This is a genomic window from Clostridium nigeriense, from assembly GCF_050585245.1.
Lineage (GTDB): Bacteria > Bacillota > Clostridia > Clostridiales > Clostridiaceae > Clostridium > Clostridium nigeriense_A.
In genome coordinates, this window is sequence record NZ_JBNOOF010000006.1 from 27,670 (window position 1) to 49,791 (window position 22,122).

Consider the following 22,122-nt stretch of genomic DNA (forward strand, 5'->3'; position numbering starts at 1 on the left):
CTTAATAATTATATATTTTCACTTTTATTTATATTTTCGTAATAATTCTATAATCTAAATAAAATTCAATATTTTTTTAACTACAGAAAAGACATTAATATTTGCATTCATTATTGTTATATATATAACAAAGTCTGAATTCAATATTTTTTTATAATAACTTATTATTACTTTTCCTTATAAACTTTTAAATTATTCAATAAAAAATTAAAAGGCAGATATTTATGATAAATTTCACTCATAAATATCTACCTTTATAACTAATATAATAAACTTCTATCACCTAAATTATCACTAATATGCGCATCATTTTTAGTCTATTTTCTGTTTTTATATCTTAATTTAAATTATGTATAACCATCAAAGTTTTGATATTACTTTCTTCTTTTATATACTTATTTTAAATGTTAATTTCTTATGAAAACATACTATATACTAAAAATTATTCAGGTATTGCTCTATGTCCTATACCTATTACAACCTCATCTAAATGTAAAAGTCCAACACTTAAGAATATACAAACACTTAAATGTTCTCCTCTTCTTGCTATTCCTACTTTTCCACCAACATTTTGTCCACTTGCTCTATTCCATACTTGCATTAAGGCATCTCTAGTTGCTCCTATAACTCCACCTTCATGTAAATGTTCTTCTCTAATAAGTCCATTTCTTTTAGCTGCAACTAATGCTCTTTCCAATATTTGAGAAGTTGAATCATTAATATTTCCACCTATATTTACAGCTGTCACTAAAATCCCATTTTTCTTAAGCTCAACCTTAAGTTTCTCTTCTTCCTCTCTAGATGAAATAGCCATTTTTGTTGCATACTTAGCAACTTCCAAACTTGTATTTGCCATAATATCCTCCCGTACTCCAAAAAATATAATTTATTTTATAGATTCACATTTTTCCTTAAAGTAATTATTTAATTTTCCTAAAGATCCAATTAAAACTTTCTTTTCTTCTTCTGAAAGATAATCCGTCATACTTCTAACCATTTCACTATGAAATCTTTCATGTAATCTATGTGCAACCTTTCCTTTTTTGGTTAACTCAACCAAAACCACTCTTCTATCTTCTTCTATCCTACTTCTTTCTACATACTCTTTTTTTATTAATCTATTTATAGATGTAGTTAAAGTTCCAACAGTTATTCCTAAATCTTGTGCAACTTCACTCATCATTCTTTTTTCTTTTCTTCCTATTGCTTCAATTGTATGCATTTCTCTTACTGATAGGTCTGAAAAGTATCCATTTTTTAATGTTTTCTCCTCAATTTGAAGTATTTCGTTAAATATTTTTACTAAAAGTTCATTAACAACACTTACATCTTTTTGCATAATGAATTATCCCATCCTTTTTCTAGTGTTCATTACTTAAATAATAATCTAAACTCCATTAAAATTCAATTAATTATAGTATTTTTACATAAAATATTTTGATATTCAAAGTATTTTATCATCATTTTTGAAATCAAGATATAAAATATCAATATTTTGCATTAACTCTTTTAAAACTTTATCTAAATTTACATATCTAGGCTTTAAAACTATATATCTTGCATATGTTTCTTTTATATTATTTTCTTTTATAAAATACTCAATTCTTTTGATTTTAATTTTCTTTTTCTCTAAAAAATATTCAATTTCATTTTTTATATTTCCTTCATTATAATACTTTATTTCGAATTCTTTAATTATATTTTTAGCTATAAATTTATCTTCTATTCTTTTTAAAAATACTAATGTAATAAATATAATTATAGTAGCAAATATGCTTATAAAATATTCTCCCATTCCTATTGATAATCCTAAACATGCTACTATCCATAATGTGGCTGCTGTAGTTAACCCCTTTATATTTCCTTTAGTATGAATTATAGCTCCTGCCCCAATAAAGCCAACACCTGTTATTACTTGAGCCCCAAGTCTTCCATAATCAACTTTAATAACTTCTGCTAGCTTTTCATTCATATCTATCATAGCAATGGCTTTATTACCTATATCTATTTGAAGCAATGATATTATAGTTGCTCCTAAGCATACTAAAATATGTGTTCTAAATCCAGCAGCTCTATTTTGCAACTCTCTCTCATATCCAATTAATCCTCCTATTATTAAAGCTAAAATTAATCTTATTATTATTTCTTTTATAGTGAGATCCATGTATCCTCCTTAATAATTTTATTTCATAATATGATTATTTTAGAAATAAAATACTTTTCTTATAAATAAAAAGTAGAATGATTATAACTACTAACTTTCTATTTTTTTAATAGGTATAGCAATTATATTCATCCTACCCTTTACTATTAAATTATAATCTATTATTTTAAATTATTGCAATAGATAAAGCTGTTATTAATATTCCCATAATTATAGTTAAATAATAAAAATTATATATATCCTCTTTAGAATATACTCTTATTTTCTCTATTTTTCCTTTTGGATACATTACTTCTATTTCATCGCCTTTTTCCAACTTATGATTATTATCAAAAAATGAAATAGCCACCTTAATTTTCTTATTACCCTCTTCAACTTCTATTATAGGGTTAAATCTTGTATTACATATTGTATTGCATTCTCTATCTGGTGTTAAATAGGTATATGCATCAAAGCCAATAACTCTAGCTTTCTTAATTATAAATTCTTTATTTAGCATTATACTTCTAACTAAAGTAAATGTAGAAATAAAACTTAAGGTAATACCAATAATTGAAAACAAAACTCCCATTTCAATCCCCTCATATCAAATTTTTCTTCTCTCAGTAATATAATATGCCTTTAAGTTTTAAAAGATATATAATGCCGTATTTTTCATACTTTTATAATAATATCCTTAATTATCTGCTATTGTTTTTCATAAATTTTGTCTATGATAATAATTTGCTAGTTTTTTAAGGGAATTTATGATTTTTTATAAATTTAACTTTTATTTTTATTAGACATCAATTTCGTTTACTAATTTATAACAATAGTCTATTATTTAATTATAGCTATTATTAGGAGGTCTTTTTAATGAATTATACGAAAGTTAAATTTGAAATTTTTATTCCATTAGACCATGTAGATAAATTAAGAGAGGCTATAAATAATACTGGAGCTTTAACTATTGGTAAATATGATAATTGTATTTCCATAACAGAAGTTACAGGTTATTTTAGGCCACTAAAAGGTTCAAAACCATATTTAGGTGAAGAAAATAATTTATCTATTGAAAAAGAAGGAAAAGTGGAATTTAGATGTCATAAGGATTTAGCTTTAGAAGTTATTAATGTAATAAAAGCAATTCATCCTTATGAAGAACCAGTTTATAACATAATTCCTGTAATTAATTAAAAAGTAATTATATATTACTTAATCTACATTTCAGATTAAATGTCATCATAAAGAACAAAAAGCAACTTTTAAATTAAAGAATAAAGTACCAATTTTGTAATAGTAGAATATTTTATTATAAATAGTAATATTCGAGGTATATAGAATGAAGGTTGTTGTAATAGGTGGTGGATTTGCAGGATGTCAAGCTGCAATTCAAGCTAGAAAAATGGATGCTGAAGTCCATATTATAGAAAGAACTGATATGCTTCTTGGTGTTGGAAATGTAGGCGGAATAATGAGAAATAATGGAAGATTTACTGCTGCTGAAGAGCTATCTTATCTCGGCGCAAATGAAATAATAGATATTATGGATAATTTAGCTCTTCATAAAAATATTGATTTTACTGGTCACAAGCATGCAAGTCTCACTGATATAGGAAAAGCTGAACCAGAAATTAGAAGGTTTATTTTATCTTTAGGAATTAATATTCACTTTAAGAGCAGAGGTGTAAATGTTGTTGTTGAGGATAACTCAATTGCTAAAATAAAGCTTTCTGATGGAACTTTTATAGATGGAGATGTTTTCATTGAAACTACAGGTTCAACAGGTCCTATGACTAATTGTAATAAATACGGGAATGGGTGCTCGATGTGTGTTTTGCGATGTCCTACCTTTGGAGGTAGAGAAAGTTTAAGTTTAAAAGCTGGAATAAAAGATATTATGGGAGAAAGAGCTAATGGTACTCCTGGTGCTATGAGTGGTTCTTGCGAGCTTCCTAGGGAATCTTTATCTCCTGAATTATTAGAAGAGCTTACTACTAAAGGGGTTGCCACATTGCCAATTCCTAGTGAAGATATTAATTTAGATAAACTTAGTCAAAAGGTTTGTCAACAATATGCTTTAAAGGAATTTGCAGAAAATGTTATCTTATTAGATACTGGCCACATAAAACTTATGACTTCTTATTATCCACTTGAGAAACTTAGAAAAATTCCTGGACTTGAAAATGCAAGATATATAGATCCTTTATCTGGTGGAACATCTAATTCAATTAGATATTTAGCCTCAAGTCCTAGAGATAATACAATGAAAATTAAAGGTTTAAATAATATGTTTTGTGCTGGTGAAAAATCTGGTTTCTTCGTAGGTCATACTGAAGCTCTAGTAACAGGTGCTTTAGCAGGTTTCAATGCAGTAAAATATCTTTCAGATGAGCAATTACTTGAATTACCAAGAGAACTTGTAATTGGCGATATAATTGCCTTTGCAAACGAAACTTTAGATATAGAAAATGGAAAAACTCTAAGACACACCTTTTCTGGTGGAGAATACTTTGATAGAATGAAGGAACTAAATCTATACACAACGGATAAAGAAATAATTAAAGATAGAGTCAAATCTCTATCCTTACTAAATATATTTAATAATTAATAAAATAGATGTTACACAATTTGTGTAACATCTATTTTTCTAGCTTAAAAATATATTTTTTATTGCACCTGTTGGACACTTTTTAGTACAAATTTGACAATTTACACATTTATCATAATCTACCTTTGCCAAATTATTAACTACATGAACAGCATCCTTAGGACAGTTTCTTTCACATAATTTGCAGCCTATGCAAGCTGATAAACAATTTTCTTTAACGTGTCTTCCTATTTCAATATTATTACACTCTACTCTTACCTTCTTTGAAACAGGTACAGATTCAATAAGTCTCTTTGGACAAATATTTATACAAGCTCCACAGTTTGTACATTTGTCTACATTAACTTTAGCAATGCCATTAACAATATCTAATGCTCCAAATTCGCACACATTAACACAGCTACCAAGACCTAAACAACCATATGAACAAGATTTAGAACCTCCATCTATCATAAGAGAAGCAGTTAAACAGTCATTTACTCCTTCTAAATCATATCTAACTTTTGCAGAATCACAATCTCCATTACACTTTACAAAAGCAGTCATCTTTTCAGTAGAATCTACTTTTATTCCTAAAACTTCACCTATATCTTCTGCTGTTTTCGCTCCTCCTACAGAACATAAGTTAGGCTTTGCGCCTTCCATTACTACAGCTTCTGCATAAGCGTCACACCCAGCAAAACCACATCCTCCACAGTTTGCTCCTGGAAGACATTCTCTTAATTTTGGTATTTTAGGATCTACTTTTACTTCAAAAGCCTTTGATGCAAAACCTAATAGTATTCCAAAAACTAATCCTAAAACTCCTAAGCTTAAAGTTGCATATAAAATACTCATACTAACCCTCCCTAGTGAATTAATCCCTGGAATCCTAAAAAGGCAATTGACATTAAAGCTGCTGTAAATAATGTAATTGGTAACCCTCTTAGAACAACTGGTATATTTTCATTATTATCTATTCTCTCTCTAATAAATGATAATAGTACTATAGATAACATATAACCTGATGCAGCACCTAATCCATTTACTACTGATTCTATAAAATTATATCCTTCTTGAATATTTAATGTAGCCATACCCAAAACAGCACAGTTTGTAGTAATAAGTGGTAAATATATACCTAGAGCCTTATGAAGTGCTGGAGATAATTTTTTCATAGCCATTTCTACAAATTGAACCAAAGCTGCTATAACTAATACATTAGCTATTGTATTTAAATATTCAATTTTAAATCTAACTAATATTTGTGTGTATACAAGCCATGACATTATTGAGGCTAATGTCATAACAAAGGTAACAGCTAATCCCATACCTACAGCTGCATCTTTTTTCTTAGAAACTCCAAGGAATGAACATATCCCTAGGAATTTTGAAAGTACAAAGTTATTTACTAGCATTGCTGCTATAAAAATCATAAATAATTCCATCAGTTCCACCCCTCTTAGTTTTTATTATTATCTTTAATTTCTATTCCCGAATTACTACCACAAGATCCAGTTCCACATCCAGAACAACTTCCACAGTTATGTTCTAAAGATTTAACCTCTTCGCCAGTTTTTGCTGCTTTTTTCATATTATAAGCATTTAAAACTACCATAAGTCCACCTAAAGTGAAGAATGCACCTGGTGCTAATATCATAATAGAAGCTGGCTTAATAGTTTCTGGAATAATTTGAATTCCTAAAATTTGTCCTGCACCTAATATTTCTCTAAATGTACCAATTAGGAATAGCGCTATAGTAAATCCAAGACCCATTCCAATAGCATCAAAAATTGATGGTAATATCGGATTCTTAGATGCATACGCCTCAGCTCTTCCTAATATTATACAGTTAACAACTATTAATGGAATGAATATTCCAAGAGATGAATATAAACTTGGAAGATAACCTTGAATTAACATATCTACTATAGTAACAAAGGATGCAATAACCACTATATAAGCAGGTATTCTAATTTTATCTGGAACTAATTTTCTTATAGCTGAAATCATCATATTAGAAAATATTAATACTACAGTTGAAGCTAATCCCATACCTAAAGCATTCATTGCATTAGTAGTAACTGCAAGAGTTGGACACATAGCTAAAACTTGTACAAAAATTGGATTTTCAGTAATTATCCCATTTTTCAATCTTTCAATTAACTTATTCATTGCTTTCCTCCTAATTTAATCTTAATTGGCACTAGCCCCTGTATCTGCATCAGTATCCTCCTTATGCTCTACTACTTCCCCCTTTATCTTTTCTAAATAGAAAGTAATAGCTTCGTTTACTGCATTTACAGATGCTTTACTTGAAGTTGTAGCTCCTGATATAGCCTCTACTTCATTATCTTTATTAGGAGTTACCTTAACAACTTCTAAATATCCTGTTGCTGGCTTCTCTTTAAACCTTGAAGTAAATTTATCCTCCGATATCTTAGCCCCAAGACCTGGTGTTTCACTATGTGATAAAACTTTAACTCCTGAAACAGTATCATCCTTTGAAATAGCAACAACAAAATCTACATCTCCATGAAATCCCTTACTAGTTACTTTTAAAACATATCCTATTACATCGCTTCCACTTACTGCTTCATATATTTCTTTAATATTACCTTCTGCATTTAATTCAATATCCATATCTTGAATTTTTTCTGCTTCTGGCATTATATAACTTAAATCTTCCTTACTTATTTTTGAATTTTCTATAATTGCTTCTTTAGTTAAATTATTTGCTATACCAAGTAATAGCCCTGCAATCATAGTTATTATTAGAAGGATTCCTCCTAGCTTAAAATTCTCTTTCATCTTTCTTAAGCCTCCTTCTTAACCTTATATTTTTTTGTTGTAATATAATCTATAAGAGGAGTAAATAAATTCATAATTATTATTGCATAATATGGGCCTTCTGGATTAAAGCCTTTAACAGCAATAATAGATGCACACACCCCTGACATTACTCCAAATATATATTGTCCTACTCTTGTCATTGGCGTTGTACCATAGTCAGTAGTCATAAATATTGCTGCTAAGAAAAAGGCTCCTGGCAATAATAAATCTTTTTCAAATATATTATACATAACCATTGCTGATAAAATAAAAGCAATAGGTCCTCTTAAACTAATTCTTCCTCTAACAACTAAATAAAGTCCACCTAAAGCTAATGCTAAAATTGAAACTTCCCCAATACTACCTGACGGTTGACCTATAATCTTATCTATTAACGGTACTACAACATCTGCTGCTTCTGATGCTGAAGAAGTTGCATCTGTTACCGGCTTAGCCATAACCCCAGCCCATGATGCTATTAAAAAAGCCTTAGTAGCTGCTGCAGGGTTCATAAAATTTTGTCCAACTCCTCCAAAGAACTGCTTTACAACTATAGTAGCAAAAACAGAGCCTATAATTAGTATCCATAACGGAACATAAGTTGGCATAATTAAAGCTAATATTATACCTAATACTATTGGACTTAAATCAGTTAAAAATGTTGTCTTTTTCACAAATTTATTCCATAATCCTTCAGCTATAATACTAGTTAATACTGTAGTAATAATTAATTTAACAGCATCTATCTTATAAAAATAAATACCTGCAATTATTGCTGGAATTAATGCTATTATAAAGTCTATCATTATCTTATTAATCCCAAGTCCTTTTTTTATATAAGGGGCTGGTGATATTTTAAGATTTTTATTTTCCACACTTTTCACTCCTATTCAGTTTTATAATAGTTAATTAAATAGTTTTGCAGTTTTTATAGTTTGTGCAATCTCTAGATTAGAAGGGCATATGAAACTACATAAACCACAATCTATACATTTTTTCCCACCAAACTTTATAAACTCTTCTTTTTCATTTCTCTTATAAAGATCCATTAACTTAATTGGATTTAATCCTTCAGGGCATACTCTTAAACATTTCGCACAGTTAATACAACTGAAACTTTCTTTAGATGGTAAGTCTTTTTCATTTAAGAATAGTAAACCTTTTGATTCAATACTAACTACAGAATTTAAATCATATATAGGTGTTCCATTTAAGCTTCCACCATTTATTATCTTAATAAGTTCTTCTTCTTTACCATTTAAAACTTCAAAAACCTCTTTATAGGTATTGTTCTTATTTATAATAAGTACTTTATTTCCTTCCACTGCACTTCCATACACTGTAACAAAACCTTCTACTGTTTTCCCTAATAAAGACTGTCCAAGTCTAATTATATCTAAAATATCGTACACTATAACATCTCTACTATTTCCATAAGCTTTTGAAATTATCTTCTCCTCATATAAATCAGTTATAGTTGGCACCTTAATAACTTGTCCGAATTCTTTTAGGGAATTAATCAAAGCTTTGTCTTTCTTATTAATTACAAACTTTACTTCATTTAATGACTTAATTTTTTCTAATCCCTTCTCAAGTTCTTCTTTTCTTTCATTTACTATAATTCCATATCCATTTAAATTAGGTTGAAAACTAAATGCCTTTATTACAACCTTTTTACCTTTATTATTCTCATAAGGTATACTTAAGCTTTCGTCAATTTCTTTAGCAGCTAATTCCTCTGAATTATTTTTTTTTGCTAGAACTTCTGATAAATTAGTATCCTTTAATGCAAATATTTTATTACAAACATTTACATTTTTAAAAAGATTACTTAACACTATAAAAACCTCCACTTATAAAGTATTTACCATTATTTATACTTATTTAATAGCATAATAGGCGAACATTTTTTATATTATCATATTTGTCGTTATCCTACAACTTTTATAATTGATTTAACAGTAATTTCTTTGTAAAATTTTAATATAATTATATTTTTTTATAAATCACTAGTGATTTTGATATTTTTATATTTATATTAGTTATTTTTCTAATATATTTAAATAGTAAGCCTATATTAAAGCTTACTATTTAAATAATCATTATATTCTCTTAAAACTCTTAAATTATCCAATTCACTATCTTTTTTCATATATTCTAGAAATAACTCATTTAATTCAATACTCTTTATTAAATCTTGCATAGCACCTTCTAATTTATTTATATTTACATAGAAACAGCATCTATTGTAATATAAAAAACTTGCTTCTGGATTATTTTCAATTCCCTCAGATATAACTTGTATAGCAGTATTAAAATCTTCCTTTTCTCTATAAATAACTGCTAAATTTAAATAGCTATATGGATAATTTGAATTTTCCTTTATAGATTTAATATAATACTCCTTTGCTTCCTCTTCTTTGTTTATATCTCTCATTAACACTCCCATATTGAATAAAATTCTAAAATTATTAGGGTTTATTTCCAATGCTTTTTTCATATAAACTAAAGCTTTATCATAATTACCTATTTCTTCGTAAATACAACCTAAGTTTGCATTAGCCCATAAATCTTCAGGAACTAGCCCAAGAGTTTTATTATAATATTTAATAGCATTATCTCTATCATTAAGCTCATCATAGGCATTAGCTAAAAAGAAATATGCTCTATCATATTTATTATCTAAAAAAATAGCCTTTTTATAAAATTCTATTGCTTCTTCTAGGAATCCATCTTCATCATATAAAACACCTAGTCCATAATAAGCTCTAGGATCCTCATTATCTATTTCAATTACTTCTCTATATTTTTCTTCAGACAATTCTTTATATCCAAGCTTATCATATAAAAGTGCTATATCTAAAACTAATTCAACATCGGATTTTCCTTCTTCAAATCTATATGCTTTTTTATAAAATTTCAAGGCTTTTACATATTCTTTTTCTGTGATAAATCCTCTTGCTATATTTATATAATTTTCAAAAAGATATTTTTTATTTGACATTTTTACCTCATTACTTATCTACATAATTATTTATTCCCTTGGAAATTACGTTAAAGAAGAAAAACTCAATAATACAAATAAAAATAATAGTTATTAAAATATTCATATTAAAAAATATTGAAGCTGACGCTAAAAATATATATAAAGCTCCTTCAAGAAGTAATATTTCTCCTATCCATTTTGAAAAAACTTTTATATCTTTTATTTTTTCTATACTAAAATCCTTATTTACATAATAAAAGCCTTCTACTATTGACTTTACTATTAATAATTTCTTCTTTACTGCAACAGTTCCACCTGTTATAAGCTCTATAGCTCCCCATATCAATAGTAATATATTAAAAAACAAAACTAATCCCTCCATTTAAATGCATTTATATATCTAATTTATATTTTATAATATATGTAAAGTTTTTTAAACTAAATAATAAAAAAGAAGTAAATATGTTATATTAGTCGCTCCGTCGCAAGCTCCAAGTCGCCCTAACATAACATATTTACTTTTAGAAATTAAATGTAATAATTCCTCATCCCTCGGAATTATGAATTTTTATTCCATCCTTATGCTCCAAGTAATAGCAAAATTAATAGATACACATCAAAGCCAAATGATGGAAATTGTAAAATATTATTCACAAAGATAGTATTATTATATATTTATTCTAAACTTATTATCTTCTATAACTATCCTACACTTGCCACCATTTGATAATTCACCAAATAATAGTTCATCTACTAGTAACGGTTTTATTTCAGAGTTTATAACTCTCATTATTTCTCTAGCTCCAAACTCTCTAGACAATCCTTTTTCACTAATAAAGTTAACTGCCTCTTCACTAAAGCTTAATTCAATATTTTTTTCCTTAAGTTTATCTATAAACTTATTTAATTCCTTATTTGCAATTTCTAAAGCCATTTCACTATTTATTTGATTAAATACAATTACCTTATCTAATCTATTTCTAAATTCAGGGGTAAAGGCTCTTTTAACCTCATCGCCTATAGCTTCTATATTTATTGATCCCCTACCAAAGCCTACTAAATTTTTTCCAATATCTCTTGCACCAGCATTTGAAGTCATTATTAAAATTACATTTCTAAAATCTGCTTTTCTACCTTTGTTATCAGTTAATGTAGCATAATCCATAACTTGTAATAATACACTTAAAATATCTGGATGAGCTTTTTCTATTTCATCTAATAGTAATACAGAGTTTGGTTTCTTTTTAATAGTATCAGTTAATAATCCACCTTCTTCATATCCTACATATCCTGGAGGAGAACCTATAAGCTTAGCAGCTGCATGTCTTTCTCCATATTCACTCATATCAAATCTTACTAGTTCAATTCCTAAAGTTTTTGCTAATACTTTTGCTATTTCAGTTTTACCAACTCCTGTTGGTCCTACAAAAAGCATAGATGCTACTGGTTTATTTTCATCATTCAATCCTGCTCTAGACATTTTAATGCATCTAGTAACTTCCTCAATAGCTTGATTTTGTCCAAAAATATTATTCTTAAGTTCTTCTTCTAATATCTTTAATGAATTTATTTCAGTATTTTCAATAGTCTGTTTAGGTATCTTACATATCTTGGATATTATCTCCTCTATAACTATTTCATCTACTATACTATCTGAATATTTCTCCCTATTAATATCTACAAAGGCACCTGCTTCATCTATAATATCAATAGCCTTATCTGGTAAGAATCTATCATTAATATACTTATCACTTAAATTAACTGCAGATTTTAAAGCTTCCTCTGTATATTTTACATTATGGTACTCTTCAAAATTTTCTTTTATTCCATCTAATATATTTATAGTTTCCTCTATAGATGTTTCTTTAACTTCTATAACTTGGAATCTTCTGACTAAGGCCTTATCTTTTTCAAAATATTTTTTATAGTCATCATAAGTAGTAGCTCCAATAAATCTTATTTTTCCTTCCAATAAATATCCTTTAATTAAACTTCCTCCATCTAGAGAGCTACCATTTAAAGCACCTGCTCCAACTATATTATGGATTTCATCTATATATACTATTGGGTTTTCATAAGTCTTAATTTCATCTAATATTTGCTTAATTCTTTCTTCAAAGTCGCCTCTATACTTAGTTCCTGCAAGAATTGTACCTATATCTAAAGAGAAAATCTCAGCATTTTTCAATTTATCTGGAACACTTCCTTCTTTAATTAACTTGGCAAGTCCCATAGTTATTGCAGTCTTACCAACTCCTGGTTCTCCAATATGAATCGGATTATTTTTTGTCCTTCTACAAAGTACTTGTATAGTCCTATCAATTATATCTTTTCTTCCTACTAAAGGATAATTATCTTCTTCATCAATTAATTCAGTTAAATTAGTACAAAAATTATTTACTATACTTTTTTCTTTTTTAACTTCGCTTTTATTAACTTTAATTATTTTTATTGCATCCTTAGCTAAGTCATCTTCTTCTGACTTATTATGAGAAAGTTCAAATAATAGCTCTTGTTTATCTATACCTTGCTTTTCTAAATAATATACAGCATGACTATCCTTTAAAGCATAAATTGCTGAAATTACATGCTCCAAAGAAACAAAATTTCTTTCACTAAAAGCTGCTTGCTGAGTTGCTACAATTAATATATTCTTAATTCCAAAACTCTCTTCCGGCTCTCCATCTTCTAATTTATCTACATATTCGTTAATGTAACTATTTAAATCACTTTTTAACTCGTCAACATCACCATTTAATTTAACTATCACTTCTTTAAAAGTATCTTCTTCTAAAGCACTTAAAAGTAAATGTTCAGGTGTAACATATTCATTTCTATTTTCTTTTGCTGTGCTATACGCCCTTAGCAAAACATCTCTCACTATTTTACTTATATCCATTTTAATCCTCCTCTACTGTAAGTTTAAATGGAAATCCTTCCTCTTTAGCCATTATCATTGCTTTATTAGCCTTTGAAATTGCTATGTCATAAGGATATATACCTGCTATACCCTTTCCACTTTTATGGACCTCCATCATAATTTTATTAGCTTCCTCTAAACTTTTATTAAATATTATATTTAAAATTGCAACTACAAACTCCATAGTCGTAAAATCATCATTATGCATAATAACCTTATATTTCCTTGGTTCCTCTATTTTAATATTAGTTCTTTCAATTACTTTTGAATTAGTTTCCAAATTTATTCCTCCACCTTCTCTTTGTTAAGTATAAGAAAGAAAAATAATCTTATTTGATATTTATTATATATTATATTATTTATAGTTGCAAAATACCATGGACTTTGATTACTATTTTTGAATTAATTGTTTTTTCAAAAACAAAATGACCTCATCTTAACTAAGATGAGGTCATTTTTTATTTATTTTTATGATGATTATATACGTAAAATGGTATACCTATTAGCATTAATAAAAATCCCCACATTACTATCTCTGCACCTGAACCATATATAGTCCATAATGCATAAACAAAAGCCAATAATGGTATTAAAGATTTTTTAATAAATATACTTAGAGTTATTTTTCTTTCATCCTTAAATAAAAGCATCATTTCAGCAGCAGCAGTCATTAAATATACTGGTAAAAATGCTAATGTTGCTAATATTGTTATAAAAGTAAATGTAGACACCATACTCTTTTGGTAATTCATAATTAGCAATATATTAACTAAAACAGATCCTATAACTAAAGAATTCACAGGAGTTCCATACTTTGGACTTAACTTTCCAAAAGCCTTTGGAAAAACTCCATCTTCACCTGCTGCATACGCTACTCTTGCAGTAGATAAAAGCCATCCTATAGTAGTTCCTAATATACATATTACTACTGCTAAAGCTAATGGTTTTCCTATAGCTGGGCCTAAAGCTTTGGATAGTATATCAGTTAGAGGAGCTGAACTTGAAGCAAGTTCAGTATTAGACATAACTCCCATGCTTGCTACACTAATTAATATATAAATTATAGAAGAAATTATTAATCCATATATAGTACTTTTCCTAATATTTTTTTCTGGGTTGCTTATCTCTCCAGCAGTTACTGTTGCACTTTCTAATCCTACAAAAGCCCATAGAGTTGAAGTTGCTGCAAGAGAAACTGTATTAAGTCCCTTATCAGCTGGAATCAATGGTAAAAGATTAGAACTATCAAAGTTAACTAAAGCAACTATTATAAAAAAAGCAAAAAAAACTATTTTAAATACTGTCGCAAAGGATTGAATTTTTCCAGCTTTTTTTACACCTATAATATTAATAAAAGTAAAAATCCACAAGATAGAACTTGTAAAAACAATTGATATTATAGGATTATTTAAAGCAGGTATTAAAGCTGAACTATAGCTTGCTATTGAAACTATTATAGCTGCATTTCCAATCCATGATCCATTCCAATATAACCAAGCATTTAAAAATCCTGCAAATTCCCCAAATGCCTCTTTAGTATATTGATAAGCCCCACCTGTAGAAGGATATTTAGAACCTAAATTAGAAAAGGATACTGCTATTAGTATGGATCCTATAGTTGTTAATATCCATGCAATTATAGTTGCTAACGGACCTGAAACCTCTGCTAATGTTGCTGGTAACATAAATACTCCTGAACCAATCATATTACCGCATACTAGCATGGTTGCCATAAATAATGTAATTTCTTTTTTCATTTGTTTTTCTTTCATTTTTTTCTCCTAAAAAAATAAGCTCAAAGATTATTCTTTGAGCTTGTATTTGTTACAAAACTTAAACAACCACAAAGATAGCACTCCACAATTTTATTGTGACAGTTTTGCATATATTCTATGCAAAACCAGTATATAACCATTAAAGCTAAGATATATACTTCGGCAATAACTCCTTTCATAATTAAATCATCGTGCTTACCTCATTAATACTACTATTAATTATTGCAACCTCTATCTACTCGTTTTATTTTTACTATATAATTTTATCAAAATTTCTACATATGTCAACTTATTTCGACCTTTATATATTTGCTTTAAAATTTCTAAGTCTTAAAGCATTTAATAATACTGACACTGAACTTAAACTCATAGCTCCAGCAGCTATCATAGGATTTAATAATGGCCCACCAAATATATGAAGGATTCCCATAGCAACTGGTATTCCTAATACATTGTAAGCAAAGGCCCAGAATAAATTTTCTTTAATATTATTAATAGTTGCTTTACTTAATTGAATAGCTTTTATAACATCTAATAGATCACTTTTCATTAATACTATATCTGCAGATTCCATTGCAACATCTGTTCCAGATCCTATTGCTATTCCAATATCTGCTTGAACTAATGCTGGAGCATCATTAATACCATCTCCAACCATAGCAACTTTCTTATTTCCTTCTTGAAGCTTTTTAACTTCATTAGCTTTATCTTCTGGTAAAACTTCCGCAAGAACTATATCTATTCCAACTTCTTTGGCTATTGCCTTTGCAGTTCTTTCATTATCTCCTGTTATCATGGCAACTCTTATCCCCATTTTATGGATAGCATCAATAGCTTTTTTACTATTTTCTTTAACAGTATCAGCAACAGCTACTATTCCTTCTAAATTGTTATTTATTGATAAGAACATTGGAGTTTTTCCATCTTCAGCAAGCTTATTAGATTTTTCTTCAAAATTATCTAAATCTATATTTCTATCAATCATTAATTTCTTATTACCTAAAATAATGACTTTATCTTCTATTTTAACCTCTATTCCATGACCTGCTATAGCATTAAATTCTTCTATATTTTTAAACTCAAGATTTTTTTCTTTAGCAGCTCTTACAATGGCCTCTCCTAATGGATGTTCAGATCCCCTTTCTGCACTAGCTGCTAATATAAGAATTTCATCATCACTTAAATTTTTAGTAATTATATCAGTCACTTTTGGTTTTCCTTCTGTTATAGTACCTGTTTTATCGAAAACTATAGTTTGAATTTTATATGCAGTTTCTAAAGCTTCTCCGCCTTTTATTAAAACTCCATTTTCAGCTCCCTTACCTGTACCAACCATAATTGCTGTAGGAGTAGCTAATCCAAGAGCACAAGGACACGCTATTACTAAAACTGAAATAAATATTGTTAATGCGAAAACAGTAGATTCTCCTGAAATATACCATCCTAATGAAGCTATAATAGCGAGTGTAATAACAGTTGGAACAAAGTAAGCTGAGATAACATCTGCAAGTTTTGCTATAGGAGCTTTTGTACCTTGAGCATCTTCTACTAATTTTATGATTTGTGCTAGAGCAGTGTCATCACCAACTTTAGTTGCTTTGTATTTAATAAATCCTGATTTATTAATACTTGCACCAACAACCTTGCTTCCGATTTCTTTTTCTACAGGCAAGCTTTCACCAGTAAGCATAGATTCATCAATAGAAGTATTACCTTCAACTACTTCACCATCTACTGGTAATTTCTCACCTGGTTTAACTATTACTATATCACCTACCATAACTTCTTCAATAGGAACTACCATCTCATTATTATTTCTAATTATATTAGCTGTTTTCGGTGCAAGCCCCATTAACTTTTTAATAGCTTCAGAAGTCTTTCCTTTTGATACAGACTCTAAATATTTTCCTAAAGTTATTAAAGTTAAAATAACAGCCGCAGATTCAAAATATAAATGCATTGCATAATCAGTATTTCCAATGGAAATTTTATATATAGCAAAAAATCCATATATAACAGCCGCAGAAGTCCCTATTGCAATTAATGAATCCATATTAGGACTTAGTTTAAATAAGTTTCTAAATCCAACAATATAAAATCTATAACCAAATAGCATTACTGGTATAGTTAAAAGCAATTGAGCTATGGCAAAATTCATAGGATTCATCATGGGATCTATAAAATTGGGTAAATGCATACCTACCATATGCCCCATGGAAATTATTAATAATGGGACTGTAAATATAAGGGATAAAATGAATCTATACCAAAGCTTTTTATATTCTGGAATTTTCTTGTCAGATATATCCTTTTTTTCATCTATTATTAAATTGTATCCTGACTTTTGAACTACTTCTTTAATTTTATTTATATTAATCTTGTCTTCATCAAAAGTAATATTAAGTTTTTCTGTAGCAAAATTAACAGAAGAATTTATAACACCATCAGCTTTTTTTGTTACTCTTTCAACTCTATTAGCACAAGCTGAGCAAGTCATACCTTCCACTTTTAGACTATAGCTTTTTAAATTTTTTTGAACTCCATAACCAGCTTTCTCAATAGCCTTTTCTATTTCTGAGCTATTTACCTTATCATTATCGTATTTTACACTTAATATTTCATTTGCAAAATTTACATTTGCATTGCTAACTCCTTCAAGTTTACCTACAACTCTTTCAACTCTATTTGCACATGCAGAACATGTCATACCTGTAATTTTTAATTTTTCATCTTTCATATTATTCTCCTTCCACCCACCCCCTGGGGGTGTGGTATAATTTTATTATACTCTCATATTTATCTTTGTCAATAATAATTATTAATATGCAAAATAAAAATGCACTTTATCGCTTAAAGCTTAACAGCCTAAAGCATTAAAGTACATTCATAATAATCACATTATATTGCCCATTTCTTATTCTTAGTAAATGAAATATTTAACCATTTTTTTAAGTCAAAGTGATTTGTATTATTATCAATTATTTCTCTTACCTTATCCATATCCTCTACTGATTTAATTTTAGAGTTATTTGAAACTATAAAATCAATTTCTATTCTAAGTTCTCGTCCTACTTTTGCTACTCTTGCTACTGACTCCTCTAATTTATACTCAATTTCTATTTCTTTTACAAGATTTCTAATATCACCATTAATTTCATCATCTGCAGTTGAATTAATAAGTTCTTTAAATGCATCTACAGCAGAAGTTATAGGCATTTTTAAGAATATACTAGAAGATAAAATTACCATACCAGGATCCACATATTTAGATAAGCTAGATAGTCCAATATATTTTAATAATATAGAAATTATGAATCCTATTAATACTCCTACACTTAACATAGCATCCATAAGCCATTGATTACTTTCAGCTTTCACTATTTCAGAATTAAGATTTCTTGATGATTTTTTCATATATAAGTAAACCCATGTGCAGCCAATAGAAGAAATTAGTGCATATCCTAACGCAAACCCTTCTTCAACATTATTTCCACCATTTATAACTTGATTTATAGCTGAAAATAATGTAATTGAACACATTATTAAAAGTACAAGTGACTTAATAATAACTATTACTGGTTCTAACGTAAATTTACCAAAAGGATAATTTTTAAAATCCTTTTTATTAATAAAATTAGTTGTAATAATTGCAAATAAAGCTAGTCCTAGGCTTATTAATGAATATAATCCATCAAAACTAATCATTTCTGAGTTTATCGCTCATCCCCATGCAATACCTAAGACAGCGAAGAACAAGCCACCAAAGGCTGAGAATTTAAGCATTTTGTTTTCCGCTTTCATAATATCACTCCTCTAAAAAAATTACTTATTTATATTTTACTCCTTTATATTATTAATCTCAAATCATTAAAGTAATATATTCCCTATATTAATATGGTTATTTTAGCTTTTTCCATTTTCTATGAAAAGCATAAAAGTACTTATTAACAATAATATTTATCCCCAATATAATACCAATTTATTTTTAATAAGTATAAAATTTCTATATAAATTGCAAAACTTCCCAAACTTTATTGAAATTATTAACCTTTGGAGTTAAACTATATATGTCTTTATAAGGACAAACTAACTAATAGAGGGCGGGTACTTATGGAAAATAATAATCTTAACACCGATACACAAAAGGAAGTGGCAGAAGCACCAAATAAAAATACAATTTTCACCCCAAAAGGTTGGAAATCTATTTTTATAATAGCTTTAGTATTTGTAATAGGAATAGGCTTTTGGTTTTATAAAAATATTACACTAATCAATAGTTATGCTGATAAGGTTTATCCCGGAGCTTCTATATTAAACAAAGATTTAACAGGATTTAATAATGATGATCTACATAACACTTTAGTTTCTTTACTTAATGATATTTCTAACAAAGAAATATCTGTAAATGCAAATGGTCAGAGCTTTAATATTTCTTACAAAGATTTAGATTCAAGCATTAATTATGATGAACTCGAAGAAAAAATTCTAACTTTTGGAAAAGATCAAGGATTTTTTACTAAGCTAAATTTAATTAAAAATCCTGAAAATAGAGAATATGAATTTGAAGTTCTATTCAATGATGAAAAATTAACTTCATTTGTATCTAGCATATCTGATTCAGTAGATGTTTCCCCTACTAATGCTTCTGTTGATATATCAGGTGGAAGCATTAATATATCAAGTGATTCTACTGGACTTAAATTAAATTCATCGGAATTATTAGATACTATTAAAAATCAAATAAAAGATATGAATGCTCCAGAAGTAATTGAGGTAACTGGTGATGTTGAAGTTGTTGAAGCTAATATTACATCTAGTGCTTTAGGGGATATTAATAAGAAAATTTCATCATATACAACTAATTACAAAGCAGGACCAAGTGGAACAAATCTTCAACTAGCTGCTAAGAATATAGATAACACTATTGTTATGCCAGGCGAAACTTTCTCTACGGAAAAGGCTATTGGCCCAACAACTTTAGATAATGGATTTGTTGAAGCTAATACATATGTTGGTGGAAAAGTAGTTCCTGGAGTTGGTGGTGGAGTTTGTCAAGTTGCTTCAACTTTATATAATACTATGCTAAGAGCTGGAATAATTCCTACTGAAAGATTAAACCATATGATGAAGGTTTCTTATGTTCCTATGGGGCTTGATGCAACTTTAGCTGACAACTTAATAGATTTAAAATTTGTAAATGAATTTGACTATCCTATAGTTATAAATTCATATGCAGCTAACGGAAAACTAACTATTGAATTCTGGTGTAATGATTCAGTAACAAATGGTATAACTTACGAACCAGTTTCAGTACCTTTAAGTGATTTAAGCGCCGACGCTTATTTATATGGATATGACTCTAATGGAGAATTAGTAGTTAATAAATATTTAGACAGAAGTACCTATCAACCACTTCCAAATTAAAAAGGTTGCCTATATAGCAACCTTTTTAATTTAGAATGAAGAATTAATGATATAATTTGCTATAAATCACCAATAGATAAATTTCAAAACTAAATAAGAATTTTTTCTTTAATTTACATTTCAAATTTTTAATTACTCTTGCATCCCTGCTAAATATCCAGTTGAAAAAGCCATTTGAAGATTATATCCACCAGTTTCAGCATCTATATCTATAACTTCTCCAGCAAAGAATAGATTCTTAATTATCTTAGATTCCATAGTAGATGAATTAATTTCCTTAACACTGACTCCACCACTAGTTACCATAGCACCTTTAATTGTAATAGTATCTTCAACTGTTAAATTCATTTCTTTAATATACTGAATTAATTTCAATTCATCTTCTTTTCTTAGTTCGGATACCCTCACTTCATTTAAGGTTAAAATATTTAATATTTCTTTTATAAAGTTTTGAGGTAAATATTGCTTTAAATTATTTAATATGCTCTTATTACCTCTAATTATATTAGATAACTCATCTCTAGAGATTTCTGGTAAAAAATCAATTTTTATTTCTACTTCTCTATCTTTTAATATTTTATTTATGTAAGAAGAAAACTTAAGTACCCCTGGTCCTGATATTCCAAAGTGCGTAAATATCATGTCACCTTGTCTTTCTATTTTTTTCTTTTTTATCATAGTACTAATAATAACTTCCTTCATAGCTATTCCTTGAAGATTTTTAATAAATCCTTCTTTTATGACTAAAGGGATTAAAGCTGGATACAAGGTATTTATCATATGTCCATGTCTTTTTAATATATCAAACATACTCCCATCAGAACCTGTAGTTGGATAGCTCTTACCGCCTGTAGTTATAATTACTTTATCAGCAAAGATTTCTTTTCCTTCATCAGTAACTACACCTTTTACTGTATTCTCTTCTACTATTAAGTCGTTAATTTTAGTATTATAATATATTTTTACATCATTTTTCATAAGATCTCTTTTAAAAATCTCAATTACTTCATCTGCTTTATCACTTTTAGTGAATACCTTTTGATCATATTCAACCTTGTACTCTAATCCCTTACTTGAAAAATAATCTAAAAGACTAATATTAGAAAAAGTATACAGAGCACTATATAAAAACTTTTTATTTGTAACTATTTTTTCAAAAAACTCTTCTATATCTCTATTATTAGTAATATTACATCTTCCACCACCAGTAAGCTTTAGCTTTTTACCAATTTCGTTATTTCTTTCAATTAAAATAACTTCATTATTTTTTGAAGCTGATAATGCAGCCATAATACCTGCAGGACCAGCTCCAACAATTATAACCTTTGCCATAATGTATCTCCTTAATTTCATCTATAATCTTTAAAATCTATTATATACCAAAAATAAAAAGTGTGAAATATAATAGTAGTCTTTATACAAAGAATATAAATACTATATTTCACACAATT

The 22,122-nt window shown here is 28.1% G+C and carries 21 protein-coding genes and 1 riboswitch; of the genes, 3 read left to right on the forward strand and 18 right to left on the reverse strand.

What is annotated here, in order from left to right; translation table 11 throughout:
• Positions 1-442: 442 nt before the first annotated feature.
• The 4 genes from ACQPUY_RS10575 to ACQPUY_RS10590 all read right to left on the reverse strand — a co-directional run bounded on the left by ACQPUY_RS10575 (position 443) and on the right by ACQPUY_RS10590 (position 2,735).
• Positions 443-856, reverse strand: a complete 414-nt coding sequence (locus ACQPUY_RS10575; protein ID WP_430841190.1) for a HutP family protein — start codon at positions 854-856, stop codon at positions 443-445.
• Positions 857-886: 30 nt separating this feature from the next.
• Positions 887-1,339, reverse strand: a complete 453-nt coding sequence (locus ACQPUY_RS10580; RefSeq protein ID WP_430841191.1) for a MarR family winged helix-turn-helix transcriptional regulator — start codon at positions 1,337-1,339, stop codon at positions 887-889.
• Between the two features lie 105 nt (positions 1,340-1,444).
• Positions 1,445-2,164: an MgtC/SapB family protein gene (locus ACQPUY_RS10585; RefSeq protein WP_430841192.1), complete on the reverse strand. Its 720-nt coding sequence runs from the start codon at positions 2,162-2,164 to the stop codon at positions 1,445-1,447.
• A 166-nt stretch (positions 2,165-2,330) separates the two neighbouring features.
• A complete protein-coding gene (locus ACQPUY_RS10590; protein ID WP_430841193.1) occupies positions 2,331-2,735 on the reverse strand; it encodes a hypothetical protein in 405 nt (134 codons plus the stop codon).
• Between the two features lie 284 nt (positions 2,736-3,019).
• On the opposite strand from ACQPUY_RS10590, the gene ACQPUY_RS10595 reads away from it, so the two are divergent.
• Together ACQPUY_RS10595 and ACQPUY_RS10600 are read left to right on the forward strand one after the other, a co-directional pair.
• On the forward strand, positions 3,020-3,340 hold the full coding sequence (locus tag ACQPUY_RS10595) for a cytochrome C biogenesis protein (protein ID WP_430841194.1): 321 nt from the start codon (positions 3,020-3,022) through the stop codon (positions 3,338-3,340).
• A gap of 145 nt (positions 3,341-3,485) precedes the next feature.
• The gene (locus ACQPUY_RS10600) at positions 3,486-4,754 is read left to right on the forward strand and encodes an FAD-dependent oxidoreductase (RefSeq protein WP_430841195.1); all 1,269 of its coding nucleotides are present in this window, start codon (positions 3,486-3,488) and stop codon (positions 4,752-4,754) included.
• A gap of 39 nt (positions 4,755-4,793) precedes the next feature.
• Here ACQPUY_RS10600 and ACQPUY_RS10605 read toward each other — a convergent pair whose 3' ends face one another.
• The 13 genes from ACQPUY_RS10605 to ACQPUY_RS10665 form a co-directional block, all read right to left on the reverse strand.
• On the reverse strand, positions 4,794-5,591 hold the full coding sequence (locus ACQPUY_RS10605; protein ID WP_430841196.1) for an RnfABCDGE type electron transport complex subunit B: 798 nt from the start codon (positions 5,589-5,591) through the stop codon (positions 4,794-4,796).
• An 11-nt stretch (positions 5,592-5,602) separates the two neighbouring features.
• Positions 5,603-6,181 carry an electron transport complex subunit RsxA gene (gene rsxA / locus ACQPUY_RS10610; RefSeq protein ID WP_430841197.1) on the reverse strand — a complete coding sequence of 193 codons (579 nt, stop codon included), beginning with the start codon at positions 6,179-6,181 and terminating at the stop codon, positions 5,603-5,605.
• Between the two features lie 14 nt (positions 6,182-6,195).
• Positions 6,196-6,909 (reverse strand): electron transport complex subunit RsxE, encoded by a 714-nt coding sequence (gene rsxE / locus ACQPUY_RS10615; RefSeq protein WP_430841198.1) that lies wholly within the window; start codon positions 6,907-6,909, stop codon positions 6,196-6,198.
• A 21-nt stretch (positions 6,910-6,930) separates the two neighbouring features.
• Entirely contained in the window at positions 6,931-7,545 is a 615-nt protein-coding gene (locus ACQPUY_RS10620) for an RnfABCDGE type electron transport complex subunit G (RefSeq protein WP_430841199.1), read from the reverse strand.
• 5 nt (positions 7,546-7,550) lie between these two features.
• Positions 7,551-8,441: an RnfABCDGE type electron transport complex subunit D gene (locus ACQPUY_RS10625; protein WP_430841200.1), complete on the reverse strand. Its 891-nt coding sequence runs from the start codon at positions 8,439-8,441 to the stop codon at positions 7,551-7,553.
• A gap of 30 nt (positions 8,442-8,471) precedes the next feature.
• Positions 8,472-9,404: a 4Fe-4S dicluster domain-containing protein gene (locus ACQPUY_RS10630; RefSeq protein ID WP_430841201.1), complete on the reverse strand. Its 933-nt coding sequence runs from the start codon at positions 9,402-9,404 to the stop codon at positions 8,472-8,474.
• Between the two features lie 239 nt (positions 9,405-9,643).
• Positions 9,644-10,570, reverse strand: coding sequence for a tetratricopeptide repeat protein (locus tag ACQPUY_RS10635; RefSeq protein ID WP_430841202.1), 927 nt, complete (start codon positions 10,568-10,570; stop codon positions 9,644-9,646).
• Positions 10,571-10,580: 10 nt separating this feature from the next.
• Complete coding sequence (locus ACQPUY_RS10640) at positions 10,581-10,919, reverse strand: hypothetical protein (protein ID WP_430841203.1); 339 nt, start codon at positions 10,917-10,919, stop codon at positions 10,581-10,583.
• 300 nt (positions 10,920-11,219) lie between these two features.
• Complete coding sequence (locus tag ACQPUY_RS10645; RefSeq protein WP_430841204.1) at positions 11,220-13,451, reverse strand: AAA family ATPase; 2,232 nt, start codon at positions 13,449-13,451, stop codon at positions 11,220-11,222.
• Between the two features lies 1 nt (position 13,452).
• The gene (locus ACQPUY_RS10650) at positions 13,453-13,752 is read right to left on the reverse strand and encodes an ATP-dependent Clp protease adaptor ClpS (protein WP_430841205.1); all 300 of its coding nucleotides are present in this window, start codon (positions 13,750-13,752) and stop codon (positions 13,453-13,455) included.
• A 178-nt stretch (positions 13,753-13,930) separates the two neighbouring features.
• Positions 13,931-15,244, reverse strand: a complete 1,314-nt coding sequence (locus ACQPUY_RS10655) for an APC family permease (protein WP_430841206.1) — start codon at positions 15,242-15,244, stop codon at positions 13,931-13,933.
• A 70-nt stretch (positions 15,245-15,314) separates the two neighbouring features.
• A riboswitch (Lysine riboswitch) is annotated at positions 15,315-15,489 on the reverse strand.
• A gap of 59 nt (positions 15,490-15,548) precedes the next feature.
• Positions 15,549-17,984, reverse strand: coding sequence for a heavy metal translocating P-type ATPase (locus tag ACQPUY_RS10660; protein WP_430841207.1), 2,436 nt, complete (start codon positions 17,982-17,984; stop codon positions 15,549-15,551).
• 161 nt (positions 17,985-18,145) lie between these two features.
• Positions 18,146-18,952 carry a cation diffusion facilitator family transporter gene (locus ACQPUY_RS10665; RefSeq protein ID WP_430841208.1) on the reverse strand — a complete coding sequence of 269 codons (807 nt, stop codon included), beginning with the start codon at positions 18,950-18,952 and terminating at the stop codon, positions 18,146-18,148.
• A gap of 405 nt (positions 18,953-19,357) precedes the next feature.
• Here ACQPUY_RS10665 and ACQPUY_RS10670 point away from each other — a divergent pair, with 405 nt between their 5' ends.
• Positions 19,358-20,671 (forward strand): VanW family protein, encoded by a 1,314-nt coding sequence (locus tag ACQPUY_RS10670; protein ID WP_430841209.1) that lies wholly within the window; start codon positions 19,358-19,360, stop codon positions 20,669-20,671.
• Between the two features lie 132 nt (positions 20,672-20,803).
• Here the strand turns inward: ACQPUY_RS10670 and ACQPUY_RS10675 are convergent, their stop codons facing one another.
• Positions 20,804-22,003 (reverse strand): NAD(P)/FAD-dependent oxidoreductase, encoded by a 1,200-nt coding sequence (locus tag ACQPUY_RS10675; protein WP_430841210.1) that lies wholly within the window; start codon positions 22,001-22,003, stop codon positions 20,804-20,806.
• Between the last annotated feature and the right edge of the window lie 119 nt (positions 22,004-22,122).

Excerpts from the sequence above, each read along its gene's own strand:
- ACQPUY_RS10575 (WP_430841190.1), bottom strand. The coding sequence starts at position 856 with ATGGCAAATACAAGTTTGGAAGTTGCTAAGTATGCAACAAAAATGGCT.
- ACQPUY_RS10580 (WP_430841191.1), bottom strand. The coding sequence starts at position 1,339 with ATGCAAAAAGATGTAAGTGTTGTTAATGAACTTTTAGTAAAAATATTT.
- ACQPUY_RS10585 (WP_430841192.1), bottom strand. The coding sequence starts at position 2,164 with ATGGATCTCACTATAAAAGAAATAATAATAAGATTAATTTTAGCTTTA.
- ACQPUY_RS10590 (WP_430841193.1), bottom strand. The coding sequence starts at position 2,735 with ATGGGAGTTTTGTTTTCAATTATTGGTATTACCTTAAGTTTTATTTCT.
- ACQPUY_RS10595 (WP_430841194.1), top strand. The coding sequence starts at position 3,020 with ATGAATTATACGAAAGTTAAATTTGAAATTTTTATTCCATTAGACCAT.
- ACQPUY_RS10600 (WP_430841195.1), top strand. The coding sequence starts at position 3,486 with ATGAAGGTTGTTGTAATAGGTGGTGGATTTGCAGGATGTCAAGCTGCA.
- ACQPUY_RS10605 (WP_430841196.1), bottom strand. The coding sequence starts at position 5,591 with ATGAGTATTTTATATGCAACTTTAAGCTTAGGAGTTTTAGGATTAGTT.
- rsxA (WP_430841197.1), bottom strand. The coding sequence starts at position 6,181 with ATGGAATTATTTATGATTTTTATAGCAGCAATGCTAGTAAATAACTTT.
- rsxE (WP_430841198.1), bottom strand. The coding sequence starts at position 6,909 with ATGAATAAGTTAATTGAAAGATTGAAAAATGGGATAATTACTGAAAAT.
- ACQPUY_RS10620 (WP_430841199.1), bottom strand. The coding sequence starts at position 7,545 with ATGAAAGAGAATTTTAAGCTAGGAGGAATCCTTCTAATAATAACTATG.
- ACQPUY_RS10635 (WP_430841202.1), bottom strand. The coding sequence starts at position 10,570 with ATGTCAAATAAAAAATATCTTTTTGAAAATTATATAAATATAGCAAGA.
- ACQPUY_RS10645 (WP_430841204.1), bottom strand. The coding sequence starts at position 13,451 with ATGGATATAAGTAAAATAGTGAGAGATGTTTTGCTAAGGGCGTATAGC.
- ACQPUY_RS10655 (WP_430841206.1), bottom strand. The coding sequence starts at position 15,244 with ATGAAAGAAAAACAAATGAAAAAAGAAATTACATTATTTATGGCAACC.
- ACQPUY_RS10660 (WP_430841207.1), bottom strand. The coding sequence starts at position 17,984 with ATGAAAGATGAAAAATTAAAAATTACAGGTATGACATGTTCTGCATGT.
- ACQPUY_RS10665 (WP_430841208.1), bottom strand. The coding sequence starts at position 18,952 with ATGATTAGTTTTGATGGATTATATTCATTAATAAGCCTAGGACTAGCT.
- ACQPUY_RS10670 (WP_430841209.1), top strand. The coding sequence starts at position 19,358 with ATGGAAAATAATAATCTTAACACCGATACACAAAAGGAAGTGGCAGAA.
- ACQPUY_RS10675 (WP_430841210.1), bottom strand. The coding sequence starts at position 22,003 with ATGGCAAAGGTTATAATTGTTGGAGCTGGTCCTGCAGGTATTATGGCT.